Source organism: Streptomyces sp. CNZ287 (assembly GCF_007827615.1).
The window spans coordinates 25013-46336 of sequence record NZ_VISV01000027.1 but is presented as its reverse complement, the minus strand read 5'-3'; the positions used below and the strand labels follow the sequence as shown (position 1 = coordinate 46336).

The window sequence follows — 21324 nt, the reverse complement described above, 5'->3', positions numbered from 1 at the left end:
CCGGTCCGCGGCGCGGAACTGTGACCGTGCTGTGGCAGAAGGAGTGACCCCCGTCACGGCCGCGGCGCATCCGCCCTGGTCAACTGGGCGGATGCGCCCCGCCACCCGTGCCACCCGGCCGTTCCGTACACGTCAGGCCGGCCCCCGGCCCGGCGCCCTCGCCCTCGCCGCCGTACTGCTGCTCGCCGGCTGCGGCACCGAGCCGGCGGACGGCGCCGTGGACGCCGGAGCCCCGACCGCGCCGGGCAACCCAACCCCGGTGGAGGTCGACGGGGTGACCGTCACCCGCGTCCACACGAACCCGGAGACCGCGGAGCCGGTGCGGGTGGAGTTCGAGATCGCCAACCGCGGGTCGGAGGCGATGACGTACACCGTCGCCTTCGAGGTCCGTACCGCCTCCGGCGAGGTGCTGGCGTACCCGGAGAAGATCGTGGAGTCGGTCCCGGCCGGCCGCACGGTGCCTGACCAGGCGGACGTCACCGCCGCGATGTCGGGCGGGCGCGCGGCCCAGGTGCAGATCGGCGAGGTGCGCAGCGTCCCGGCGGACGAGGCGCCGTCGACGGGCGGCCCGTGCCCGCCGACGGGGGTACGGCTGTACGCGGACGAGGGTGATGCCGCGATGGGCCTGCGGGTCGTCGGGCTGCATCTGGAGAACTGCGGTACGGAGGTGCACCGGCTGGAGGGCTATCCGCGCGTGCAACTCCTCGACGAGGAGCACGCGGAGGTCACCGGCGTACGCATCCGCCGCGGCGGCGCCGCCATCGCCGCCGGCACCGGCGCGGACGCCCCGCCGCGGCCGCTGGCGCTGCAGCCGGGGGAGCGGGCATCGACGCAGTTGGTGTGGCGCAACACGGTCGAGGCGGGCGAGGCGGTCAACGTCCCGTACGTACGGGTGTGGGCGAAGCCCGACTCCGCACCGGTGACGGTGACGCCGGAACTTGACCTCGGCACGACGGGCGAACTCGGCGTCGGCGCCTGGCAGAAGACCGACTGATCCGCACCATCTCTTCCCGGACTCTTCCCGAAGTCTTCCCGCACTCCCGCCCAAGGGTAGCCGCGCGCTGTGACATCGCCGCGGGGCCGCGGCGGCGTTGCGCCCGGAGGGGCGTGGGCTGCGCGAGATGTCAGAGGAGGCGCCTACCCTTGGGCGGGCGTGCGGGATTGGTGGGCGAGATTGGCGTGCGAGATTGGCGGCGCGCTTCGGGGTGAGCGAGGACCGCGCGCGGTGCGGTGCGCGCGGTCCGGGGTTACCTCGTGAGCGTACGGATGCGGTACCGCAGGCCCGACCTGCTGAGCTGCCAGCCGCCGTCCTCGGCGACCCGCCACTCCGGTCCCGGCACCGGCGCGTACGTGTCGCCGCCCGCCACCTCCGTGTCGACCTCCGTCACCGAGAGCGTCGTGGCGTGCCCCAGCGCGGCCCGGTAGACCTCCCCGCCGCCGATCACCCACACCGTCGTGGCGGCCGGCGAACCCGCGGCCAGTTCCAGCGCCCCGTCGACGGACCCGGCGCCGACCGCGCCCTCCGCCGCCCACCGGGGGTCGCGCGTCACCACGACGTTGCGCCTGCCCGGCAGCGGGCGGAACCGCGGCGGCAGCGAGTCCCAGGTCCTGCGTCCCATCACCACCGGGTGGCCGAGGGTGGTCGCCTTGAAGTGCGCCATGTCCTCGGGAAGGCGCCACGGAATGCCGTTGTGCGCGCCGATCACGCCGTCGCGCGCCTGCGCCCAGATGAGCCCTACGTTCACACCGCGACCGGTGCCTTGATGGCCGGGTGGTGCCGGTAGCCGACCACCTCGACATCCGCGTAGGCGTAGTCGAAGAGCGATTCCGCCCGGCGCAGCCGCAGCCCGGGGAACTCGTACGGCGTGCGCGCGAGCTGCTCCGTCACCTGGTCGACGTGGTTGTCGTAGATGTGGCAGTCGCCGCCGGTCCAGATGAAGTCGCCAGGTTCGAGGCCGGTCTGCTGCGCCACCATGTGCGTGAGCAGCGCGTAGCTGGCGATGTTGAACGGGACGCCGAGGAAGAGGTCCGCGCTGCGCTGGTAGAGCTGGCAGGAGAGCCTGCCCTCGGCGACGTAGAATTGGAAGAAGGCGTGGCACGGCGGCAGCGCCATGTTCTCCAGCTCGGCGACGTTCCACGCGGAGACGATCATGCGGCGCGAGTCGGGGTTGCGGCGGAGGGTGTCGAGCACGTCGCTGATCTGGTCGACGTGCCTGCCGTCGGGGGTGGGCCAGGAGCGCCACTGGACGCCGTAGACGGGGCCCAGTTCGCCGTCCGGACCCGCCCATTCGTCCCAGATGCTGACTCCGTGCTCCTGGAGCCAGCCGACGTTGGAGTCGCCGCGCAGGAACCACAGCAGCTCGTAGACGATGGACTTCAGATGCACCCTCTTGGTGGTGATCAGCGGGAAGCCCTGCGCGAGGTCGTAGCGCAGTTGGTGCCCGAAGACACTCCGGGTGCCGGTGCCCGTCCGGTCGGCCTTGGCCGTCCCGGAGGTGAGCACGGTTCGCAACAGGTCTTCGTACTGGGTGTCCGCCACAGCGGCGAGTCTACTGCCGCCCACCAGGCAGACCGCGAAACGGAACCCCTGCCACCGCCCGGCGGCGGGTCCGGCCCCGGGTGCCGTACGGAACGGGCGCCCGGGGCCGTACGCGCTACTTGCGGCCGTGCCGCAGCCCGTGCACCGCGGCGATGGCCGCCGCCGCGCCGGCCGAGAGCCCGGCGATGACGAAGCAGAGGACGTACGCGTCGACCGTCGGCACCTCGGTGCCGTCGATGACCTGCGCCGCCAGTACGGCCGCGGTGGCGGCGCTGGCGATGCTGCCGCCGGCGGTGCGCACGAGGGAGTTGATGCCGCTGGCGATGCCGCTCTGGTCCATGGGCACGTGCTGGACGGCGAGCGTGCCGAGGGCCGCGTAGGCGATGCCGATGCCGAGGCCCTGGATGCCGCTGAAGATCATGATGTCGAGCGCGGAGTCGTGCATGAGCGCGAGCCAGGCGTACGCGACGCCCGCGATGACCGAGCCGGTGGCGAGGGTCCAGGCGGCCCCGATCCTGGCCTCGATGCGGCCGGAGAGCGTGGAGAAGACCAGCATGGTGAGGGTGCTCGGCAGCATGTACAGGCCGACGTCGAGCACCGAGCCGGTGAGCCCGTAGCCGACCTCGGCCTCGGGGGTCTGGATGAAGTTCGAGATCAGGGTGAAGGCGGCGAACATCGAGAAGCCGAGGAGCAGCGAGGCGAGGTTGGCCGAGAGCGACTTGGGGCCGACGAGGATCTGGAGCCGTACGAGCGGCTCGCGCATCCTCAGTTCGACGGCCACCCAGACGGCGCACAGCACGACCGCCGCGGCGAACAGGCCGAGGATGCGGGCGTCCGTCCAGCCCCACGAGTTGCCCTGGCTGATGCCGATCAGCAGACTGACCAGCCAGCCGCCGAGCAGGGCGGCGCCGATCAGGTCGGGGCGGCCGCCGGCGCGGCGGCCGGAGTCGCGGGTGCAGAAGAGCACGAAGAGCAGTCCCACGGCGGCCATGGCGGCGGCGATCCAGAAGACCGGGTGGTGGGAGTCGGTGTTGTCGGCGATGAGACCGGTGACGAGCATGCCCACGGCACCGCCGACGCCGAGGGTGGCGCTGACGACGCCGATGGCCGTTGTGACCTTCTCGCGCGGGTAGGAGTCGCGGATCATCCCGATGGCCAGGGGGATGACGGCCGCGGCGGTGCCCTGGAGCGCGCGGCCGACGATGAGGAGGGCGAGCGAGTCGGCTATCGCGCAGATGACGGAGCCGGCGACGAGCAGGCCCATCGTCACCGAGATCATCTTCTTCTTGCCGTACATGTCGCCGAAGCGGGAGAGCAGTGGTGTGGCGACCGCCCCGGCGAGCAGCGTCGCGGTGAAGACCCACGAGACCGCGGCGACCGAGATGTCGAACGTCTGCATGAGCTGGGGGAGCAGGGGCAGTACCAGCGTCTGCTGCAGCGATACGACGAGTCCGGCGGACGCCAGCGCGAGCAGCGTCAGGCCGGGTCCTGAGGACTGTCCCGGCCGGTCGGCGCGGCCGTCCTCGGCCACCGTGGTGGCGGTGTCTGTCATCGGGGTGGACTCCTGCGACGGGAAGTGGATTACTTGACTTACGCAAGCAGGTGATACTTAGTTGAGTCAAGCAAATTAAGGTTAAAGTGATCCCCATGTCTGTCCGGCCGCCTGAAGCCACCCACGTCTCCTCGGACGTGGCCGAGATCGAGCGTGCCCTCAGCCGTATCGCCTATCTGAGCAGCCGGGCGCGGCAGCACGACCGGCTGATGGCGCTGGCCGAGGTGCCGCTCGACCGGGCGGCGGTGGCCCTGTTGCGGCAGATCGACGACTCCGAGCCGCTGCGCCTCGGCGAGCTGGCGGACCGGCTCGGGGTGGAGGCGTCGCACGTGACGCGGCAGGTACAGCAGTTGCAGAAGGCGGCGTACGTGTCCCGCGTCCCGGATCCGGACGACCGCCGGGCGCAGCGCATCCAGCTCACCGACGCCGGGCGCGAGGCGATCGGGCGCATCCGCGCGGTGGCGTGCCGGGGGATGCAGGGTGCGCTGGCGGAGTGGTCGCCGGAGGATCTGCGGACGCTCGCGGAGCTGTTCCACCGGATGGTCGACGACTTCGTCGCGCACGTGGACGAGTGGGCGGCCGAGGTGGAGCGGCTCTCCGGCGGCGGGCCGGATGGGGCGGACGGGGCAGGCGAGGCGGGCGGGGCCGGTCCCGCGAGCGGGTCCGACGGCGACGCCCCGCAGGGGGCAGGGGCCTGACGGGGCGGGGGCCTGGCGGGGGCGGAGACTCGTGTGGACCGGCTTCGGGACCGGCCGTCGCTGACAACTCGTCAGGATCGTCCGGCCCGCGGCGGCGACACCGGTCTGGCATCGGTCTGTCGCAAGGGCACGGGGCCACGTCCGCGTCGGCGCGGTACGGCTAACCTGCGCGAATGAAGCGGATGCAGCGGGCCGCCGGCGTGATCGTCGGCTCAGCGGTGGGCGACGCCCTGGGCGCGCCCTTCGAGTTCGGTCCCGGGGGAGCGTTTTCCGCGCGAGTGCCCGCGCCCGGTGCCGGTGGTGAGATGTGCGGCGGCGGTGGCTGGGATCCCGGGGAGGGAACCTCGCGGGGGCGTACTACGGGCTGGACGCGATCCCCGCCCGCTGGACCCGGCCGCTCAGTGACGTGGGCGAGGTCACCACGCCGCAGATCTGGGCCCGGATCCGCGACTGGGCCAACTCCCACCAGATCGGCCGGATGGCCTTCTGGGCGGTCAACCGCGACCGTCCGAACTGGGAGTTCACCCGCATCACCGCCGGCTTCACCGGCTGAACCACCCGCACACCGCTACGGGTGCGCCGGCACCCCCGGGGTCCGCTCCAGGAGTGCCGCCGCGTCCGCCGCATCTGCCGCGTCCGCGGGGCGTGCGGCGCGACGGCGCAGGGCGAGGGTGATGAGCAGGGCGAAGGCGGCGACCGCGGTGAGCGTCCGCAGGTTGTTGTACAGGTCCCAGCGCCGGAGTATCTCCGCGTGGTCGGCGGGGGCCGAGGAGACGGCCCACTTCTTGATGTCGGAGTTGATCGGGACGTTGCCGAACCGGGTGATGAGGAACGACGCCAGCGCCAGCAGCGCGGCCCCGGCGGCGAGCAGCCGCTCGCGGCCGCGGTGCAGCGCGGCGAGGGCCAGCGCGCTGAGCGCGGTGAGGGTCATCGCCGTCTGCATCACGGGCGAGTTCATCTTCATCAGCTCGGCGTGGAACGACAGGCGGGTCTCCAGCGGCACGGCGTCGAACGTCGGGCCGAGGTTCACCGCGCCGTAGCCGAACGCGCCGGCGAGCAGCCCGGCGGAGAGCAGGGCGACGGCGGTGAGGATACGGATGGGCACGGCTAACTCCGTGGCGTCGGGGGCGGTTCGGCGGGTGGTGGCGCGGCGTGGGGCTGGGCGGTGCCGGGCGGGGCGGTGCCAGGTCGTGCCGTGTCGGGTGGTCCGGTCTCGCGCGGGGCGGTGCCGGGCGGGGCGGTGCCGCATGGGTCGGGCGGGGGCGGGGCCGGGGTGTAGCCGGCTTCCTCCACGGCGGCGTCGATGTGCGCCCGCGGCACCGGGCGGTCCGCCCGTACGACCACGGTCTCGGCCGCTATGTCCACGCGCACGTCCGTGACGCCCGGGACCCGGCCGATCTCCTCGCCGACGATGGCCGCGCAGTGACTGCACGCCATGCCCAGCACGGTGTGACGGGTCTCGATCACGGACCGTCCCCCTCCTTGCTCGCCTCTTCCCCCCGCGGGCTCGTCCCGTCCGCCTCCGGGTCCTTGATGGTCCTGCTGAGCTGGTGCGTCCTGCGTATCCGGCCGTCCGGGGCCAGTTCGCCGAAGAGATGGACCTCCGTGGCCGTCCGCCGGCCCCTGCGGTCAGTGGCGTGGATGGTGAAGCGGGCGGCGATCCGCTCCCCGTCCCGCAGCGCCTCGTGCACCTCGAAGGCGAAGTCCGCGAGGTTCTTACGGACCGGGCGGATGTGCGCCACCAGCCGCTCCCGGTCGATGCGGATCCCGTCGGCCGTCTGCACGATGTCCGGCGTGTAGTACCGGTCGACGACCGGGCCCGGGTCGCTGCCGTCCGCCGTGATCTCCCGCGTGAAAGAGGTGAAGAACTCGGTCATGAACTGGCGGGCTGTGTCTGTCATCTCGCTCCCCCCGGTGGCGGGCGAGCCCGCGCGCACGGCGGCCTGGCACCCGCAGGCGCTATCTCTTACACTCCGTAAGATATAGCGCCCGAGACAACTTTGACAAGGTGTAAGACTTTGCCGTCCAGGGAATCCGGCGAACCCGCCGAGTCCGCGGGCCGCCGGCCCGCCCCGCGCCGCCGCCGCGCCGACGCCGAGCGCAGCAGGTCCGCCATCGTCGACGCCGCCGTCCGGCTGCTCGGCGAGCGGCCCGAGGCCAGCGTCGAGGCCATCGCCGCCGCCGCGGGCGTCACCCGCCAGACCGTCTACGCCCACTACCCCTCGCGCAACGAGGTGCTGTCCGCCGTCTTCGACCGCGTCACCGCGGAGACCGACGCCGCGCTCGACGCCGCCCGCCTCGACGAACTCCCCGCCGCCACGGGCCTGCTGCGGCTGCTCGACGTGAGCTGGGAGATCGCCGACCGCTACCCCGGCCTCCGGCACGCGGAGCCGCCCCCCGCGGACCGCCGGCAGGAGGACGAGCAGCACCGGCCGATCACCGACCGGCTGGAGCGGATCGCCCGCCGCGGCCAGGAGTCGGGGGAGTTCGCGCGCGACGCCGAGCCGCACTGGCTGGCCGCCGCCACCGTCGCCCTCGGCCACGCGGCAGGGGCGGAGGTCGCCGCGGGCCGGATGACCCCGGCCGCCGCGGCGGAAGCGCTGCGCGTGGGGGTGCTGCGGCTGCATGGGGCGGAGGCGGAAGCGGAAGCGGAGCTCTAGCGCCCCGAGGGTGCGTACGGGTACGACCCGCGGCCCGGGCCCGTCGGCCCGGGCCGCGGGGGCCCTTCGCGAGGCCGGGCGCCCCCGTGCTCGCCCGCCCCGCGCGGCGTCGCCCCTCGGCGCCGCCGTCCGTACCGCCCCCGTCGCCGCCGTCAGGTCTGCTGCCTCCCCGGGCCGTTCCGGCGCTGGTTGTACACCAGTGCGCCGCCCGCGAAGATCACCGCGCCGGCGCCCGCAAGCGCCGCCGGCAGCACCGCCGAGGAGTCGTCGGACGAGGCGGCCAGGTTCGACTCGCCCTCGTTCAGCGTCTCCACCGCCTGCGCCTGCGGCGCAGCTGCGCCGTGGTCGCCGTGCGCGCCCTTGACCGGGTCGGCCTTGGTGTTCTCCTTGCCCGCACCCAGCGCCTTGACCTCGTCCGCCGACATCGCGCCCGGCGTCAGCCCGGTGACCTGGCCGTTGCCGCCGTCGAAGACGACGTCCGAGCAGGAGAAGAAGTTCTCCTGGCTGTCCGAGCGGATCCACTGGATGAACAGCATGTGCTGCCCGCTGCGCTGCGGCAGTTGCAGGTTCCAGTAGTAGTGCCCGCCGTCCGAGCCCGCGCCGCCCGCCTGCGGCGGGTTGGTGACGGTCTGCAGGTGCGTCAGGTCGCCCCAGGCCAGCGTCTTGGACGGGCTCCAGCCGTTGTTGGTGATGTAGACCTCGAACCGGCCCGGGTGGTGCGCCCAGTTGCTGTACTCGAGGTTGATGTTCGCGCCGGAGGTGAGGTGCGTGAGCGGCCAGTCGGTGCGGGCCGCGTTGTACGGCGAGAAGTTGTACGGGCTGCGGTCGCCGGCGCTGCAGAGCTTGCCGTCCGGTACGTAGCCCTGGGCGCGCCCGCCGGCGTTGGAGTCCAGCACGGCGAACCAGTTGTACAGCGGCGTCGTGCCGGCGGACTGCACCGCCGCCTTGCACGCCGGGTTCTGCGGCATCTGCGTGGAGCTGTTCGCGATCAGATCCTTGTAGCACAGGAACGTGCGCGAGCCGGGCACCATCGCGACGCCGTGGGCCGACGCGGGTGTGGGCACCGCCAGCGCGGCGGTCGCGACGCCCGCGACCCCGGCGAGTGCGAGCGTGCGCCGGAGCCGGAGTGATCGCGCGGCGCGGACGAGTCGTTGGACAGCCATGGTCAGGTCTCCTTCGGGTTCTCCCTGAGCGCTGACGCGAGAGCCCGCGACTTCGGTGCGCGTGCCGGGCCGCCGGGCCGTCCCGGAGCACAGGGCTCGGGCCCGGGGCCGGGGCGGGCGACCGACCTGGCAGGGGGTCTCACGTTCGTCGTGAACAGGTCAATGGGAGCGCTCCCATTGACGGTAGCGCGGGATTTCACGGCTGTAAACGGAATGTGCGCCCGCATGTGGACATCTCTTCCCCTCCTCCGGGCATGGACCGGCCGGCGGCGTTGTTGCCGATCACGACAGCCCGCCGTGAACAGGAGAGACACATGCCCGAGATCCGCGACGCCCAGGTCGTCGTCTTCGACGTCCTCGGCACGCTCGTCGACGAACCCGGCGGGCTGCGCGCGGAGATCCGCGCCGCCGCGCCCGCCGCCGACGACACGGCGGCCGGCGAACTCCTCGCCCTGTGGCAGCGGCACGTCGAGACCGAGCAGGCGCGGATGGCCCGGGGCGAGCGCCCGTACGCCGACAGCGAGACCGTCGACCGCGAGGCCGCCGAGCTGGTGGCCGCACGCGCCGGGGTCACCGACCCGGCGGCCGTCGCCCGGCTGGCCACCGCCACCCGGCGGCTGCCCCCGTGGCCCGACTCCGCCGCCGGACTCGACCGCATCGCCCGGCACTTCCCCGTCGCCGGGCTCTCCAACGCCTCCGGCCCCGCGCTGCTCCATCTCGCCGCGCACGGCGGGCTGCGCTGGCACCAGGCCCTGTCGGGCGCGGCGGTACGGGCCTACAAGCCGGCGCCCGAGGTCTACGGGCTCGCCGCCCGAGCCGCCGACTGCCCGCCCGAGCGGGTGCTGATGGTCGCCGCCCACGCCTGGGACCTGCGCGCGGCGCGGGAGAACGGGCTGCGGACGGCGTACGTCCCGCGGCCGGCCGGTGATCCGCCGGCGGCGACGGACGCGTTCGACCGGCACTTCGACGGGATGGACGGCCTTGTCCGGGCGCTGACGGCGCAGTAGGCGCACGGCGGGGCGCGCCGGCAGAAAGGCGTGGCGCTACAGGTGGGCCCCGTGGCGCGCAGACGGTGGGCATACCCGGGACCGGACGGCAGTCGGGCGGCGGATGTGCCGCAGCGCGCGCTGCGGCACATCCGCCGTCGCTCTTACGCCGCCGCAAGCGCACTCCGCAAGTCCTCACAGGTCCCACTCGGCGCACCCGCCCCGCGAGGGGCGCGGGGCGCCGGATGCGCTTCCGTGACCCGCGGCAAGGCCGGGTTCTGTCTGTTCGGCGGGGCCGCGGTGGGCCACGATCTCCCTGGCGGCTCATGTGCCCGCCGGGGGGCGGGTGTTCCGGGACCCCTCCCGGCTCCGGTGCCGAAAGATGGGGACGGCCCGCCGGTGGCTCGCCCGAGAAAGGGATCACGATGGAAGCGTTTCCCCCGATGCCCAGCGAGCCGCCCGCCGAACCCGGGCGGGGCGCCGGCTCCGGGCAGCAGCCCACCGAACCCGACATCCTCGCGTTCGGCCCCGACCGCCCGGTGTTCGAGCTGGCACCCGTGCCCGTACGGGCCAGGGACCCGTACGCCGTCGGGCTCGCCAACGCCTCGCTGCTGGGCATCGGTTACGGGATGCTCCGCAGGCCACGGATCGCCTTCGGCGCCGCGGGCGTGTCAGTCATGCTCGTCATCCTGCTGGCGACGGCCGGACGGAACGCATGGTTCCAGGCCGTCGTGCTGGCGTGGTGGATAGGCGTCACCGTGCACGGCTGGTATCTCGCCGGGGGCCGCCTGCCCCGCCGCGGCGCCGCCGTGCCGGAGGCGTCCGCGCACGCCACGGAGATACAGCCGGCGGAGCCCGCGCAGCCAGCCGGGGCCGCGCACGCCGCGGAGCGCGAGCCCGCCGACGCGCCCCCGCCCCCCTCCGCACCCCCCGTCCTCCCCGCGAACGTGCGCCGCGACCGCCTCGTCGCCCTCCTCGTCGCCGCCCCCGTCCTCCTCGCCTGCACCGCCCTGCGCCTCGACGCCTCCCGGATCGAGGGCAACGCCGCCGACGCCCACCGCGCGGGCGAATGCGCCCAGGCCGTCTCCGACCTCGAAGGACTCTGGTTCGGCCACCGCCTCGCCGACGCCCCGCTGACCGCCCGCGCCGAGGACGGCACCGAGGCGTGCGAGCTGCTGCTCAAGGCCGAGCGCCAGGCGGAGGACGACCGTATACGCGGCGCCCGCACGCTCAAGGCGTACGCCGCCCACCCCGGCGCGCTCTGGGACGGCGCCGCCGGCCGCCGGGCCGACCTCCTCCTCGCTCAGGCCGAGGACGAGCTGGACGCCGGACTGACCGGCGACACCGACGCGCTGAGCGCGGGTTTCGGCCATCTCGCCACCGTCCTCCAGGAGTACGCGGGCGGTGACGCCGAAGGTCGCGAGGACCGCAGCGGCGACGTCGACAAGGCGATCGACGGGTTCCTCGGCGCGCTGCCCACCGACGACGCCTGCCAGACCAAGGAGGTCACCGACTGGCTCGGTGCCCACGAGACCGGCGACGACGGCCTCGCGCGCGCCGCCGACGTCGTGCCCGAGGTCGCGCCCGCCGCGATCGTCGACTGCGGCGACGCGCTGATGGCCGACGACACCTGGAAGCAGGCCCGCACGCAGTACGAGCAGCTCCTCGACGAGTACCCCGACAGCGAGCTGGCCGGTGCGGCGAAGGACGGGGTCGAGCGCGCGGACCTGGCCATCCAGCTCGACAAGGTGCGCGGCCTGCTGAAGCCCGGCGAGTACGGCGAGAAGCCCGCGTACTGCGACAACCCGGCCCCGTACCGCGGCGCCAAGCCCTACCGCGGCGAAGGACCGCACCGCGCGATGCTCATCGGCCAGAGCAAGCACCGCTCGAAGCTGCCGTCCTCCTGGCTCGCGAAGGACCCGAAGGACGCGGTGGCGATCATCTGCGCGGGCTCGTCGAAGCACGGCGCCACGGTGGCGAACTGCCCGTACGAGGACGACATAGCCATCGGCGGCTCCGTCAACGTGGCCTTCAAGAACCGGGAGATCCCCGTCCGGGTCTACGAGCTGCGCACCGGCAAGCTGGCGAAGAAGACCACCGTCGAGATCGGCGGCGCCAGTTGCCCGGCCGTGCTGGAGTACACGTACTACGGCGTCGACACCGGCCCGCCGTCCGAGGTGTACGTCAAGTCCTCGGAGTCCGACGTGCGCGCGGGCTACGAGCCGCTGATCTATCCCTGAGGGCCACCCCTGAGAGCCGGGTCCGGTCCGGGTCGGTGGCGGCCGGCCCGGACCGGCCCGGCTGAACGCCGGCCGGTGGCAGGCGGGCTCAGTTGGTCGCCAGCGCGTACGCCAGGTCCGGGACGAACTGCCCCGCCCCCGCCGCGCAGCCGTCCGCCTCGCCGGGCGGCTTGACCCACAGCAGCGCGTCGACGGCGTCGTCCCCGGTGGTGAGCGTCGGGTTCGCGCCCAGCGCGCGGCCGGAGGGGTCGCACCACTCGCCGTTGGAGCCGTTGCCGTTGCGGCTGGTGTCCACGACCAGGCTGAGGTCCGGGTCGCCGAGCGCGGCCAGGATCTGCTTGCCGTACGCGACCTCCTCCGCCGTGGTGCGGAAGTTGGAGACGTTGGTGAACACACCGTCCGCCTCCGCGACCCCGGACGCCGCCAGCCGGGCGGCCTGGTCGCCGGGGGAGTGCCAGGCGGAGTGGCCGCCGTCGAGGTAGACGTGGGTCTGCGGGCCCGCGGCCTTCAGGGTGGTGACGGCCTGCCGCAGCGCCGCGTGCCGGGCGTCGCGGCCCGCCTGGTCGAGGCAGTCCTCCAGGGCGAGCGCGTCGGTCTCCAGGATGATCACCACGGGGTGGTCGCCGAGGCCGGCGGCGATGAGCCGGATCCAGTTCTGGTACGAGGGCAGGTCGGGGGCGCCGCCGGAGCTGGCGCCGCCGCAGTCGCGGTCGGGGATGCCGTAGACGGAGAGCACGGGCAGGGCGTCGCCGGCGGCGGACATGTAGCCGGCGACCTCCTGCTGCACGGTGCCGGGGTTGTACTGGGAGAGCCAGCGGGCCTGCGGCTGGGAGGCGATGCGGTCGGCGATGACCGGCTGCCGCCAGTCGCCGGGGTTGGCCGCGGTCCACCGCCGGACCTGGGAGTCGGGGTCGACGTACAGAGGGCCGGGCAGTGCGGCGGAGGCGTGCGGGGCGGCGGCGCCGGAGTCCGGCTCGGCCGCGGGTGCCGCCGGGGTCGCGGGGGCCGCGGTGGCGAGGCCGGCGAGGGCCAGGCCGGCGCCGAGGAGGCCGGTGAGAGCGGTGCGGCGCCATCGGCGCAGGATGCGTACGCGCATGGTGGTCCGTCCTTGTCGCGTCTGCCGGAGACGGGGGTCTCCGGGTGGGAGGTGTGCGGGTTTGGGAGCGCTCCCATGCGTTGCCGGAGCATAGTGGCGGACCGCCGGGCTGGAAACACCGCCCGCGCGCGGGGCGGCGGTGCGTGGGACGTACCTCACGACGGGAGGTCCGCGGGATCCGGGTTACAGTCGACCGGTGAACGTGGGAAGACCCGGGGATGAAGCCGTCGGCTGCCCGCTGACCGCCGTCGCCGCCAGGTACCTGCCACGGCTGTCGGAGTTCGCTTTCGAGCCGGGGCTCGTCGCGGCCGTCGACCAGCACGCGGCCGCCGTACGCGACGCGATCGTGCCCCGGCAGCGCCGCCCCTGGCACGACCTCCTGCCGCAGCGGATCGAGCGCGTCTGCGCGCCGCAGCGGATGCGCCGCGAGGATCTGACGGACTACGTGGTCGGGTTCACCGACGTGCTGGCCGAGAGCGACTGGCGCGAGCCGGTCGGCTACGACTTCGCGGTGCTGCGGCTGACGGCGGTCTGCTGGCTGATCCGCGAGTACGACCTCCTGTCGGGCTGACCCGGCGAAGTCCCCCGTACGACTCCCCGCCGCACGGGCGGGTGAACGCAGCCCGCCGCCGGATTGCGCTGCCCGGTACGTCCCGTATCGTCACGAATGCCCCCGTGACCAGGAGGGACCGTGCCCGAACCCCAGCCCGTGCTGGCCCCGCCCGCCACCGCCGCGGTGTTCCTCGTCGTCACCGTCGCGCCCGGCGGCGAGGACACGATCCGCGACGTGCTCGAAGACCTCCCCGCGCGCCAGCGCGCCGTGGGCTTCGGCGCCCCCGACGACGATCTGACGTGCGTCGCGGGCATCGGCGCCGCCGTCTGGGGCCGGCTCTTCCAGGGCCCGCGCCCGGCAGGTCTGCACCCGTTCCGCGAACTGGAGGGTGAGCGCCACCGCGCCGTCGCCACCCCCGGCGACGTGCTCTTCCACATCCGCTCCCGGCGCATGGACCTCTGCTTCGAGCTGGCCAGACGGCTGCGCGCCCGGCTCGGCGACGCCGTCGCGGTCGCCGACGAGGTGCACGGCTTCACGTACTACGACATGCGCGACCTGCTCGGCTTCGTCGACGGCACCGAGAACCCGGTCGGACGGGCCGCGGGCGCCGCGGTGTTCACGGGACCCGAGGATCCGCGGTTCGCCGGCGGCAGCTACGTGATGGTGCAGAAGTACGTGCACGACCTCGACGCCTGGGAGGCGCTGAGCACCGAGGAGCAGGAGCGGGTCATCGGGCGCACCAAGCTGGGCAACACCGAGCTGCCGGAGGGCGTGCAGCCAGAGGACCCGCACGTCGCGCTCAACACGATCACGGGCCCCGGCGGCGAGGAGCGCCAGGTCGTACGGGACAACATGCCGTTCGGCTCCGTCGGCGACGGCGAGTTCGGCACGTACGTCATCGGCTACGCGCGCGCGCCCGGGGTGCTGGAGGAGATGCTGGAGAACATGTTCCTCGGCCGCCCGCCCGGGACGTACGACCGGATCCTGGACTTGTCCACGGCCGTGACCGGCTGCCTGTTCTTCGCCCCCGCGGCCGGCTTCCTCGACGACCTCCCCGCCCTGCCGGCCGCCCTCGGCGCGGCGGCGGCCGCCGTTCCGGACCCCGTCGCCCCGGGCCCCGTACCCGACCCGCAGGGCGCCGGTGACGGCCCGCTGGGGATCGGCGGCCTCAAAGGAGCACCTGCACGATGAACAACCTGCACCGCGAACTCGCTCCGATCACCCAGGCGGCCTGGGCGGAGATCGAGGAGGAGGCCCGGCGCACCTTCCGCCGCCATGTCGCGGGCCGCCGCGTCGTCGACGTCACCGGGCCCGAGGGCCCGGAGCTGGCCGCCGTCGGCACCGGGCACCTGGAGGAGATCGCCCCGCCCGCGCCCGGCGCGACGGCGCGGCTGCGCGCGGCGCAGTCGCTGATCGAGCTGCGGGTGCCGTTCACCGTCAGCCGCGACGCCGTGGACGACGTGGAGCGCGGCTCCCGGGACTCCGACTGGCAGCCGGTCAAGGACGCCGCCCGCACCGCCGCGTTCGCCGAGGACCGGATGATCGCCGACGGGTACGCGGCCGCCGGTGTCGAGGGCCTGCGCACGCGCAGCTCGCTGCCCGAGCTGAGCCTGCCCGCCGAAGTCCGCGACTACCCCGACACCGTCAGCCGGGCGCTCTCCGCGCTGCGGCTGGCCGGCGTGGACGGCCCGTACTCGCTGCTGCTGGGGGCGGACGCGTACACGGCGGTGAGCGAGACCGCCGACCACGGCTATCCGGTCGCGCAGCACATCTCCCGGCTGCTGGACGGCGAGCTGATCTGGGCCCCGGCGATGACCGGCGGGCTCGCGCTGTCCACCCGCGGCGGCGACTTCGAGCTGCGCCTCGGCGAGGACCTGGCCATCGGGTACACCGTGCACGACGCGAAGACGGTGCAGCTCTACCTGCACGAGACGCTGACGTTCCTGACGTACACGGACGAGGCGATCGTCGTCCTACGGGCGTGAAGAGTCCGCGCGACGACGACGAGGCCGACGTCCGGGGCGGTCACCGGGACGACGGCCCGGAGCGCCGCCGGGACCCTCTGCTCGCCTGGCTGCGCGAGGTCGTACCCGTGGCGCTCATGGTCGTCGCGTACTTCCTGCTGCCTCTGCACCTGCTCGGCGGGGAGAGACCCGAGCTGAGCTGGACTCTCTTCGCGCTGGCGCTCAGCACGGTGACCCTCTTGCTGCTCCGCGAGATCCGGGCGGTGCTGATGGAGGTGCCGCACGCCCGCCCGGGGGTCACCATCCCGCTTCTGATGATCGCCTCGCTCCTGGTCTTCTCCGCCGCGTACAACGGGATCGCCCGGCATTCGGCGGAGTTCCACGGGTTGCGGACCCGGGTCGATGCCCTGTACTTCACGGTCGCGACCGTGGCGACCGTCGGCTACGGCGACATCACCGCGCGTGGGCAGACGGCCCGGATCCTGGTGATGGGGCAGATCACGTACAGCTTCGTCTTCCTCACCGCCGCGGCGACGGCGCTGAGCCGCCGGCTGCGCCGGTCACTGGGCGAGGGGCGGACCAGCGGCGGAGGGCGGCACGGCAGGGGGCGGCGGCGCGGCACGGGGCGGCGGCGCGGGGGTGGGCCGTCCGCGGGGCGGGGTTGAGGCGCCCGGGCGTTCACCCGTACGGCCGTCACGGGATCGTCCGCCCGCGGCCGCGGCGTGATGCTGGGACTCCTGGCCACCTCCCGGCGGCCCTCGGTAAGGAGTGTGTTCCGATGACCTCCCCCACCGCCTCCTCCCACGGCACGACGTCGCCGAGCCCCACACCACCGCACCGCGGCGGCAGCCCCTGGGCGACCGGGGGCACGGTGTTCGCCGGGGTGATGATGCTGGTGTACGGCGTCCTCGCCGTGTTCCAGGGCATCGCGGGCATCGCCCACGACGACGTGTACGCCCGGCAGGGCGACTACGTGTTCAAGTTCGACCTGACGACCTGGGGCTGGATCCACCTCATACTCGGCGTGGTCGTCGCCGCGGCGGGCCTGGGCATCCTCATGGGCAACGAGTGGGCCCGGCTGCTGGGCGTCGCGCTGGCCGCCCTGGCGGTGATCGCCAACTTCGCGTGGCTGCCGTACCTGCCCGTGTGGGCGATCGTGAACATCGCCATCGGCGTCTTCGTGATCTGGGCGCTGTGCACCGACCGGTCCCGCTCGCTCGTCTGAGGTTTCGCGGACCGCGGCGGCCCCGGCGGCGGGCGCCTCCGCTCCCCTTGCGGAAGCGCCCGCTCCGGCCGGTACGGTGTGACACCTTTCCACGCGGCGACGCTGAACTACGGGAGTCCCGTCGTGTGGAGGTGTGAACCGTCAGCGCCGCAGACATGAACAACGGTTTCCACGAGCCGGCCCACCGCGCCCGCGATCTGGTCGCGTTCCTCCGCGAGCGGTACGCGGAGCAGCGCAGGACCGCCGTCGGGCAGCGGTTGCAGCACTGGCAGCGGGAGGTCGCCGAGCTGAACGCCAAGCAGGCCGTCGTGGACAACTGCGAGCGGTGGTCCCTCATGGCCGACGAGGCGGGCCGCAGGATCGCGGAGCGGTCCGCCGCCGGGCTCGGCGTCGAGCCGGCCGAGGCGCTGGAGGCGGCCCGGCTGGACGGCTGCGCGACGGCGATGATCCACGTCGTGGCGACGCTGGCGCTGCCGTTCCAGCGCCACCCCGGGTACCGGGAGGCGTGGCGCCCGCCGCCGGTGCCGTAGGGCGTGGCGGGGTCAGCCGCCGGAGCGGCCGAGGAGGGTGCGTACGCCCGCGGCGCTCAGGGTCAGCGCGCCGGGACTGCCGGTGTCGATGGTCAGATACACCTCGTCCGACGGCCAGGCGTTGGCCAGCAGCACCAGCGGCAGCTTGCGGTACTTGTCGACGGAGGGCAGCGCGTACCCCATCCGGGACTCGGACGTGAAGACGGGCACGAGCCGGTCGCCGTTCGGCTGCTCCATCACCGGCAGCATCATGCTCTCCTCGGCGCCGGCCCCCTCCTGCTCCGCGCCCTCCTCCTGCGGGCCCGGTCCCTCGTCCGGCACGGGCACGAGGACTTCGCTGTGGGCCAGCGCGTGCAGCGCCGCCGGGTCCTTGGCGTCGGTCGCCAGTGCCTCCAGCGCCCGCTGAGTGGTCGAGGGGTCGCTCCCCTGCGGTGCCTCGGTCATGGTCCTTCGCTTCCTCCGGTGTGCCGCGGCGCGCAGTCCCTTCCGGCCCGCCCGCGGCATTGCCTACCCCGTACAGCGTCGAACGTGCCGCCGCTGTCACTCCCGGAACGGGTGACGGAGCCGTTCCGGGTGTGCGCGCGGCCCGGAGGGACCATAATCCGGGCGATGAGCGACCCCGGGGGCCAGGTACGACCCGATCCCAGAGCCGGTCACCGGCTCGCGCTGCACACCGCCGCCAAGAGGTTACGGACGGAGTTCCAGGGGGTGTTCGGCGAGCAGACCATCGAGCGGTTCCTGTACGGCGCGTACGGGGACATAGCGGTACGCGGCGCCCCGCCGGACGACCTGCCGCGCCTCACCGAGCGCTACGCGCGCCGCCGGCTGCACGCGCTGGCCCGGGTGGAGGAGGTGAGCGGCGACGGGCGGCCGGTCGTGCTCTTCCTCTGCGCGCACAACGCCGGGCGCAGCCTGATGGCGATGGGCCTGATGGCCCGGCTGGCGGGGAACCGCGCGGTGGCCTGGTCGGCGGGCTCCGCGCCCGGCGCCTCGGCCAACGCGGCGGCCGTGGCCGTGATGGGGGAGCGGGGGATCGACATCTCCGGGGAGTTCCCCACGGCGTGGACGGACGAGGTCGTCAGGGCGGCGGACGTGATCGTCACGATGGGCTGCGGGGACGCCTCCCCGGTCTTCCCCGGCAAGCGGTACGTGGACTGGCCGCAGGCCGATCCGCACGGGTGGGCGGTGGCGGAGGTGCGGCCGCTGCGGGACGAGATCGAGCAGCGGGTCCGCAAACTCCTCGCGGACCTGGGCATACCGCCCCGCGGCTGACGGCGGCGGACGGCCGCGCCCGCCGGTTCCGTACGCCCGCCCGGGCGCGCCCGGTTCACCCGAAGGGCGGGCGGTGGCGCGCGTGTTGGTCTGCGGGCCCGCCGCCCGCCCTGCGGATCATGGTGGGGCCGCCGACCGCCGAGCGCGAAGGGCCCCACCGTGAAGCGAACCCCCACCGTGACGCGAACCCGCACCGTACGCACGGCACTTGCCGTCCTCGTCGCCGCCGCAGGGCTGGCCGGCGGCGTCCCCGCCGCGGCGGGCGCCGCCGGGCACCCCGACCCCGCGACCCGCCCCTCGGTCCTCCACCCCCCGGCCACCGGCCGCGCGGCCCCCGTACCCGCCCCCGCCGTGGGGGCCTCCTCCCGGGCCGCGCCCGTCTGCACCGGCGAGCGGTTCGGCGACGCCCGGCTGGGCCCGGAGCACCTGCCGGGCCGGTGGGAGCCGCGGGTGGGGCCGCTGCTGCAGGGCTGGCATCCCACCGGTTCGCTCACGCCGGCCGCGTTCCTGGATAAGTACTGGACGGGCCCCGCCGAGGGCGGCACCTGGAAGTACCCGCCGAACGACGGCTTCGCCGAGGTCAACGGCACCGTCGACCGGGAGGCGACGCGGCTGGAGGCCGGGCAGCTCCTCGACCGCTTCGGCTCGGAGTACGGCGGCTACCTCGCCCCCGCCGGCGACCGCTACGCCGAGCGCGCGCTGCCCCCGCAGAACCTCAACACCCGCGATCCCGACGCCCCTTGCGACTACCGCGTCTACCAGGTCACGAAGCCGTTCCGGGTCTGGCAGGGGGCCGTCGCGCCGTGGTTCGAGCAGCCCGGCGGGGGCGAGCAGATCAAGCTCGACCCGGTGTTCCTCGACCCGGGCGAGGGGCAGCGGCTGAACGTCACCTGGCTGCTGGAGCACGGCTACCTGGCGCCCGCGTAACGCCTTGCACCCGTGTGACGCCCGGCGGTTCCCGCAGGCCGGCTGGTCAGCCGGCCTGCGGGGAGGCGCGGCGTCAGTCGTGCTCGGAGACGAGGACGGCGACCGTGTCCGGCGCCAGGGCCTCGAAGACGTGCGGGACGTCGGCGGGGTACGAGGTGTAGTCGCCGGGCTCCAGGTCGACCGGCTCCTCCGCCACGCCCACGCGCGCGTGCCCGCTGCTGAGTATCACGTGCTCCACGACGCCGGGTGAGTGCGGATCCGAGCGGCGCGGGACGCCGGGCTGGACGGTGACGAGGTAGATGTCCCGGCGGGCGTGGGCGGGGGAGGAGGCGAGCAGCGTCGCCGCGTAGTCGGCGTGCTCGGAGGGCACGGAAGGGCCCTCGCCGCGGCGTATGACCTGCACCCGCGGGCGGGGCGGCTCGACCAGCCGGGAGAAGGGCACGTCGAGTGCGACGCTGAGGGCCCACAGGGTCTCCACGCTCGGGTTGCCGGTGCCGGACTCGAGCTGGGAGAGCGTCGACTTGGCGATGCCCGCGCGGCGGGCCAGCTCCGTCAGCGTCAGCCCCGTACGGCGGCGCTCGCGCTGGAGCGACGCCGCGATGGCGTCGAGGGGGGCTCCGTCGCTCGGGACCATGGCACGCTCCGTTCGCTCTGTCGGTCGTTTATTCGACTTGACGAACAGAGTAGCGGATGTCCAGCATGGCAGTCATGCGTTCGATATGGCGAACCCTGCGCGGCGACCTCGCCCGCGACATCGCGCTCGTCTGCGCCGCCGACACCCTGGTCGGCGTCTCGTTCGGGGCCATCGCGGTCGGCGAGGGGCTGCCGCTGTGGCTGCCGGTGCTGCTGTCGGTGGTGGTCTTCGCGGGGGCGGCGCAGTTCATGTTCGTCGGCATCGTCGCCTCCGGCGGTACGGCGCTGGCGGCGGTGGCGGCCGGGCTGCTGGTCAACGCGCGGCACGTGCCGTTCGGCTTCACCGTCGGCGACGCGCTGGGCGGCGGGAGGCTGCGGCGGCTCGCCGGCAGCCATCTGATGATCGACGAGACCGTGGCGTTCGCCCTGGCCCAGCGGGACCCGGTGCGGCGGCGTGCGGCGTACTGGGCGTGTGGCGTGGGGCTGTTCGCCTGCTGGAACGCGGGGGTGGTGCTCGGTGCCCTGGGCGGTACGGCGGTGAGCGACACGGACGCCTTCGGGCTGGACGCGGCGTTCCCCGCGGTGCTGCTCGCGCTGGTGCTGCCGTCGCTGCGCGAGGCGGGTACGCGGCGGGCGGCGCTGGTGGGGGTAGGCGTCGCGCTGGCGGCGGCGCCGTTCCTGCCGGCGGGGGTGCCGGTGCTGCTGGCGCTGGCGGGGCTCGCGGTCGCGGGGACCGGTGGGGAGAGGGCTCGGGAGCAGGGGAGCGGTGCGGTGGCGGAGGGCGGTCCGGTGAGCGGCCGAGTGGCCGAGGGAGGCGTGCCCGGGGGCGGCGCGCCGGGGAGCGGTGACGACGAGCCCGGGGCCGGTTCGTACGACGAGGAGCGGGTGCCGTGAGCACGACGCCCCTGGTGTTCGCCGTCTTCGTGCTCGGCGCCGGCACGTTCGCCTTCCGCTTCGCAGGACCCGCGCTCCGCTCCCGCGTGCGTCTGGAGCCGCGGGTGGAGCGGCTGATGACGGTTGCGGCCATCGTGCTGCTCACCGCCCTGGTCGGCACGCAGGCGCTGCTGGACGACGGCGGCTTCGCGGGGGTCGCGCGGCCGGCGGGCGTCGCGGTCGGCGGCGTCCTGGCGTGGCGGCGGGCGCCGTTCGTGGTCGTGGTGGTCGCCGCGGCGGCCACGGCGGCGCTTCTGCGGCTGTGCGGAGTGGACTGACCTGCCGCCGCCCGCGGCAAGCCGCCCGTGCCCTACGGGCCGGCCGCCCCCGGTGCCGTACGGGCACGGGGAAGG

General features: G+C 74.2%; 26 protein-coding genes and 1 pseudogene. 17 read left to right on the top strand and 10 right to left on the bottom strand.

Annotation, left to right across the window (positions count from 1 at the left end; translation table 11 throughout):
* Positions 1 to 217 precede the first annotated feature (217 nt).
* The gene (locus tag FB457_RS32715) at positions 218 to 994 is read left to right on the top strand and encodes a DUF4232 domain-containing protein (RefSeq protein WP_047019871.1); all 777 of its coding nucleotides are present in this window, start codon (positions 218 to 220) and stop codon (positions 992 to 994) included.
* A gap of 253 nt (positions 995 to 1247) precedes the next feature.
* Here the strand turns inward: FB457_RS32715 and FB457_RS32710 are convergent, their stop codons facing one another.
* The 3 genes from FB457_RS32710 to FB457_RS32700 all read right to left on the bottom strand — a co-directional run bounded on the left by FB457_RS32710 (position 1248) and on the right by FB457_RS32700 (position 4091).
* Entirely contained in the window at positions 1248 to 1745 is a 498-nt protein-coding gene (locus FB457_RS32710) for a dihydrofolate reductase (RefSeq protein WP_145784218.1), read from the bottom strand.
* The gene (locus FB457_RS32705) at positions 1742 to 2539 is read right to left on the bottom strand and encodes a thymidylate synthase (protein ID WP_047015623.1); all 798 of its coding nucleotides are present in this window, start codon (positions 2537 to 2539) and stop codon (positions 1742 to 1744) included. The genes FB457_RS32710 and FB457_RS32705 overlap by 4 nt, the downstream gene beginning before the upstream one ends.
* A 115-nt stretch (positions 2540 to 2654) precedes the next feature.
* Positions 2655 to 4091 carry an MFS transporter gene (locus tag FB457_RS32700; protein WP_047015622.1) on the bottom strand — a complete coding sequence of 479 codons (1437 nt, stop codon included), beginning with the start codon at positions 4089 to 4091 and terminating at the stop codon, positions 2655 to 2657.
* 95 nt (positions 4092 to 4186) lie between these two features.
* Here FB457_RS32700 and FB457_RS32695 point away from each other — a divergent pair, with 95 nt between their 5' ends.
* The 3 genes and pseudogenes from FB457_RS32695 to FB457_RS32685 all read left to right on the top strand — a co-directional run bounded on the left by FB457_RS32695 (position 4187) and on the right by FB457_RS32685 (position 5342).
* Positions 4187 to 4789, top strand: a complete 603-nt coding sequence (locus tag FB457_RS32695) for a MarR family winged helix-turn-helix transcriptional regulator (RefSeq protein WP_078898205.1) — start codon at positions 4187 to 4189, stop codon at positions 4787 to 4789.
* A 173-nt stretch (positions 4790 to 4962) separates the two neighbouring features.
* Positions 4963 to 5133 (top strand): annotated as a pseudogene (locus tag FB457_RS36595) (ADP-ribosylglycohydrolase family protein); the annotation flags it as partial.
* Positions 5097 to 5342, top strand: a complete 246-nt coding sequence (locus tag FB457_RS32685; protein WP_145784216.1) for a glycoside hydrolase family 18 protein — start codon at positions 5097 to 5099, stop codon at positions 5340 to 5342. The pseudogene FB457_RS36595 and the gene FB457_RS32685, both read left to right, overlap by 37 nt.
* Positions 5343 to 5357: 15 nt before the next feature.
* Here the strand turns inward: FB457_RS32685 and FB457_RS32680 are convergent, their stop codons facing one another.
* The 3 genes from FB457_RS32680 to FB457_RS32670 are packed head-to-tail and all read right to left on the bottom strand — an operon-like array spanning position 5358 to position 6690.
* Positions 5358 to 5894, bottom strand: a complete 537-nt coding sequence (locus FB457_RS32680) for an anthrone oxygenase family protein (RefSeq protein WP_047015620.1) — start codon at positions 5892 to 5894, stop codon at positions 5358 to 5360.
* A gap of 2 nt (positions 5895 to 5896) precedes the next feature.
* Positions 5897 to 6256: a heavy-metal-associated domain-containing protein gene (locus tag FB457_RS32675; RefSeq protein ID WP_145784214.1), complete on the bottom strand. Its 360-nt coding sequence runs from the start codon at positions 6254 to 6256 to the stop codon at positions 5897 to 5899.
* Positions 6253 to 6690, bottom strand: coding sequence for a nuclear transport factor 2 family protein (locus tag FB457_RS32670; RefSeq protein ID WP_047019868.1), 438 nt, complete (start codon positions 6688 to 6690; stop codon positions 6253 to 6255). Before FB457_RS32670 ends, FB457_RS32675 begins: the two co-directional genes overlap by 4 nt.
* Positions 6691 to 6807: 117 nt before the next feature.
* Here FB457_RS32670 and FB457_RS32665 point away from each other — a divergent pair, with 117 nt between their 5' ends.
* Complete coding sequence (locus FB457_RS32665) at positions 6808 to 7449, top strand: TetR/AcrR family transcriptional regulator (protein ID WP_047015619.1); 642 nt, start codon at positions 6808 to 6810, stop codon at positions 7447 to 7449.
* 152 nt (positions 7450 to 7601) lie between these two features.
* On the opposite strand, the gene FB457_RS32660 is transcribed toward FB457_RS32665, so the two are convergent.
* Positions 7602 to 8612, bottom strand: a complete 1011-nt coding sequence (locus FB457_RS32660; protein WP_486589223.1) for a lytic polysaccharide monooxygenase — start codon at positions 8610 to 8612, stop codon at positions 7602 to 7604.
* Between the two features lie 314 nt (positions 8613 to 8926).
* Between FB457_RS32660 and FB457_RS32655 the strand changes: the two genes are divergently transcribed.
* Together FB457_RS32655 and FB457_RS32650 are read left to right on the top strand one after the other, a co-directional pair.
* Positions 8927 to 9619, top strand: a complete 693-nt coding sequence (locus FB457_RS32655; RefSeq protein WP_047015617.1) for a haloacid dehalogenase type II — start codon at positions 8927 to 8929, stop codon at positions 9617 to 9619.
* A gap of 404 nt (positions 9620 to 10023) precedes the next feature.
* Complete coding sequence (locus FB457_RS32650) at positions 10024 to 11838, top strand: hypothetical protein (RefSeq protein WP_145784212.1); 1815 nt, start codon at positions 10024 to 10026, stop codon at positions 11836 to 11838.
* Between the two features lie 88 nt (positions 11839 to 11926).
* Here FB457_RS32650 and FB457_RS32645 read toward each other — a convergent pair whose 3' ends face one another.
* Positions 11927 to 12934, bottom strand: a complete 1008-nt coding sequence (locus tag FB457_RS32645; RefSeq protein WP_047015616.1) for a glycoside hydrolase family 6 protein — start codon at positions 12932 to 12934, stop codon at positions 11927 to 11929.
* Positions 12935 to 13130: 196 nt separating this feature from the next.
* On the opposite strand from FB457_RS32645, the gene FB457_RS32640 reads away from it, so the two are divergent.
* The 6 genes from FB457_RS32640 to FB457_RS32615 all read left to right on the top strand — a co-directional run bounded on the left by FB457_RS32640 (position 13131) and on the right by FB457_RS32615 (position 17206).
* Positions 13131 to 13505, top strand: coding sequence for a DUF6401 family natural product biosynthesis protein (locus FB457_RS32640; RefSeq protein ID WP_047015615.1), 375 nt, complete (start codon positions 13131 to 13133; stop codon positions 13503 to 13505).
* Positions 13506 to 13625: 120 nt separating this feature from the next.
* Positions 13626 to 14678, top strand: a complete 1053-nt coding sequence (locus FB457_RS32635; protein WP_047015614.1) for a Dyp-type peroxidase — start codon at positions 13626 to 13628, stop codon at positions 14676 to 14678.
* Positions 14675 to 15472 carry a family 1 encapsulin nanocompartment shell protein gene (locus tag FB457_RS32630; RefSeq protein WP_145784211.1) on the top strand — a complete coding sequence of 266 codons (798 nt, stop codon included), beginning with the start codon at positions 14675 to 14677 and terminating at the stop codon, positions 15470 to 15472. Before FB457_RS32635 ends, FB457_RS32630 begins: the two co-directional genes overlap by 4 nt.
* Positions 15469 to 16116, top strand: a complete 648-nt coding sequence (locus FB457_RS32625; RefSeq protein WP_047015612.1) for a potassium channel family protein — start codon at positions 15469 to 15471, stop codon at positions 16114 to 16116. Before FB457_RS32630 ends, FB457_RS32625 begins: the two co-directional genes overlap by 4 nt.
* A 113-nt stretch (positions 16117 to 16229) precedes the next feature.
* Complete coding sequence (locus FB457_RS32620) at positions 16230 to 16676, top strand: DUF7144 family membrane protein (protein WP_047015611.1); 447 nt, start codon at positions 16230 to 16232, stop codon at positions 16674 to 16676.
* A 155-nt stretch (positions 16677 to 16831) separates the two neighbouring features.
* Complete coding sequence (locus tag FB457_RS32615; protein WP_253911193.1) at positions 16832 to 17206, top strand: DUF6221 family protein; 375 nt, start codon at positions 16832 to 16834, stop codon at positions 17204 to 17206.
* 12 nt (positions 17207 to 17218) lie between these two features.
* Here the strand turns inward: FB457_RS32615 and FB457_RS32610 are convergent, their stop codons facing one another.
* Positions 17219 to 17650, bottom strand: coding sequence for an SseB family protein (locus tag FB457_RS32610; RefSeq protein WP_047015610.1), 432 nt, complete (start codon positions 17648 to 17650; stop codon positions 17219 to 17221).
* 165 nt (positions 17651 to 17815) lie between these two features.
* Here FB457_RS32610 and FB457_RS32605 point away from each other — a divergent pair, with 165 nt between their 5' ends.
* Both FB457_RS32605 and FB457_RS32600 read left to right on the top strand, forming a co-directional pair.
* Positions 17816 to 18478: an arsenate reductase/protein-tyrosine-phosphatase family protein gene (locus tag FB457_RS32605; RefSeq protein WP_047015609.1), complete on the top strand. Its 663-nt coding sequence runs from the start codon at positions 17816 to 17818 to the stop codon at positions 18476 to 18478.
* 177 nt (positions 18479 to 18655) lie between these two features.
* Entirely contained in the window at positions 18656 to 19405 is a 750-nt protein-coding gene (locus tag FB457_RS32600; protein WP_047015608.1) for a TNT domain-containing protein, read from the top strand.
* Between the two features lie 73 nt (positions 19406 to 19478).
* On the opposite strand, the gene FB457_RS32595 is transcribed toward FB457_RS32600, so the two are convergent.
* Positions 19479 to 20039: a helix-turn-helix domain-containing protein gene (locus FB457_RS32595; protein ID WP_047015607.1), complete on the bottom strand. Its 561-nt coding sequence runs from the start codon at positions 20037 to 20039 to the stop codon at positions 19479 to 19481.
* A gap of 74 nt (positions 20040 to 20113) precedes the next feature.
* Here FB457_RS32595 and FB457_RS32590 point away from each other — a divergent pair, with 74 nt between their 5' ends.
* Complete coding sequence (locus FB457_RS32590; RefSeq protein WP_078898630.1) at positions 20114 to 20932, top strand: AzlC family ABC transporter permease; 819 nt, start codon at positions 20114 to 20116, stop codon at positions 20930 to 20932.
* The gene (locus tag FB457_RS32585; protein ID WP_145784210.1) at positions 20929 to 21249 is read left to right on the top strand and encodes an AzlD domain-containing protein; all 321 of its coding nucleotides are present in this window, start codon (positions 20929 to 20931) and stop codon (positions 21247 to 21249) included. Before FB457_RS32590 ends, FB457_RS32585 begins: the two co-directional genes overlap by 4 nt.
* Positions 21250 to 21324 lie beyond the last annotated feature (75 nt).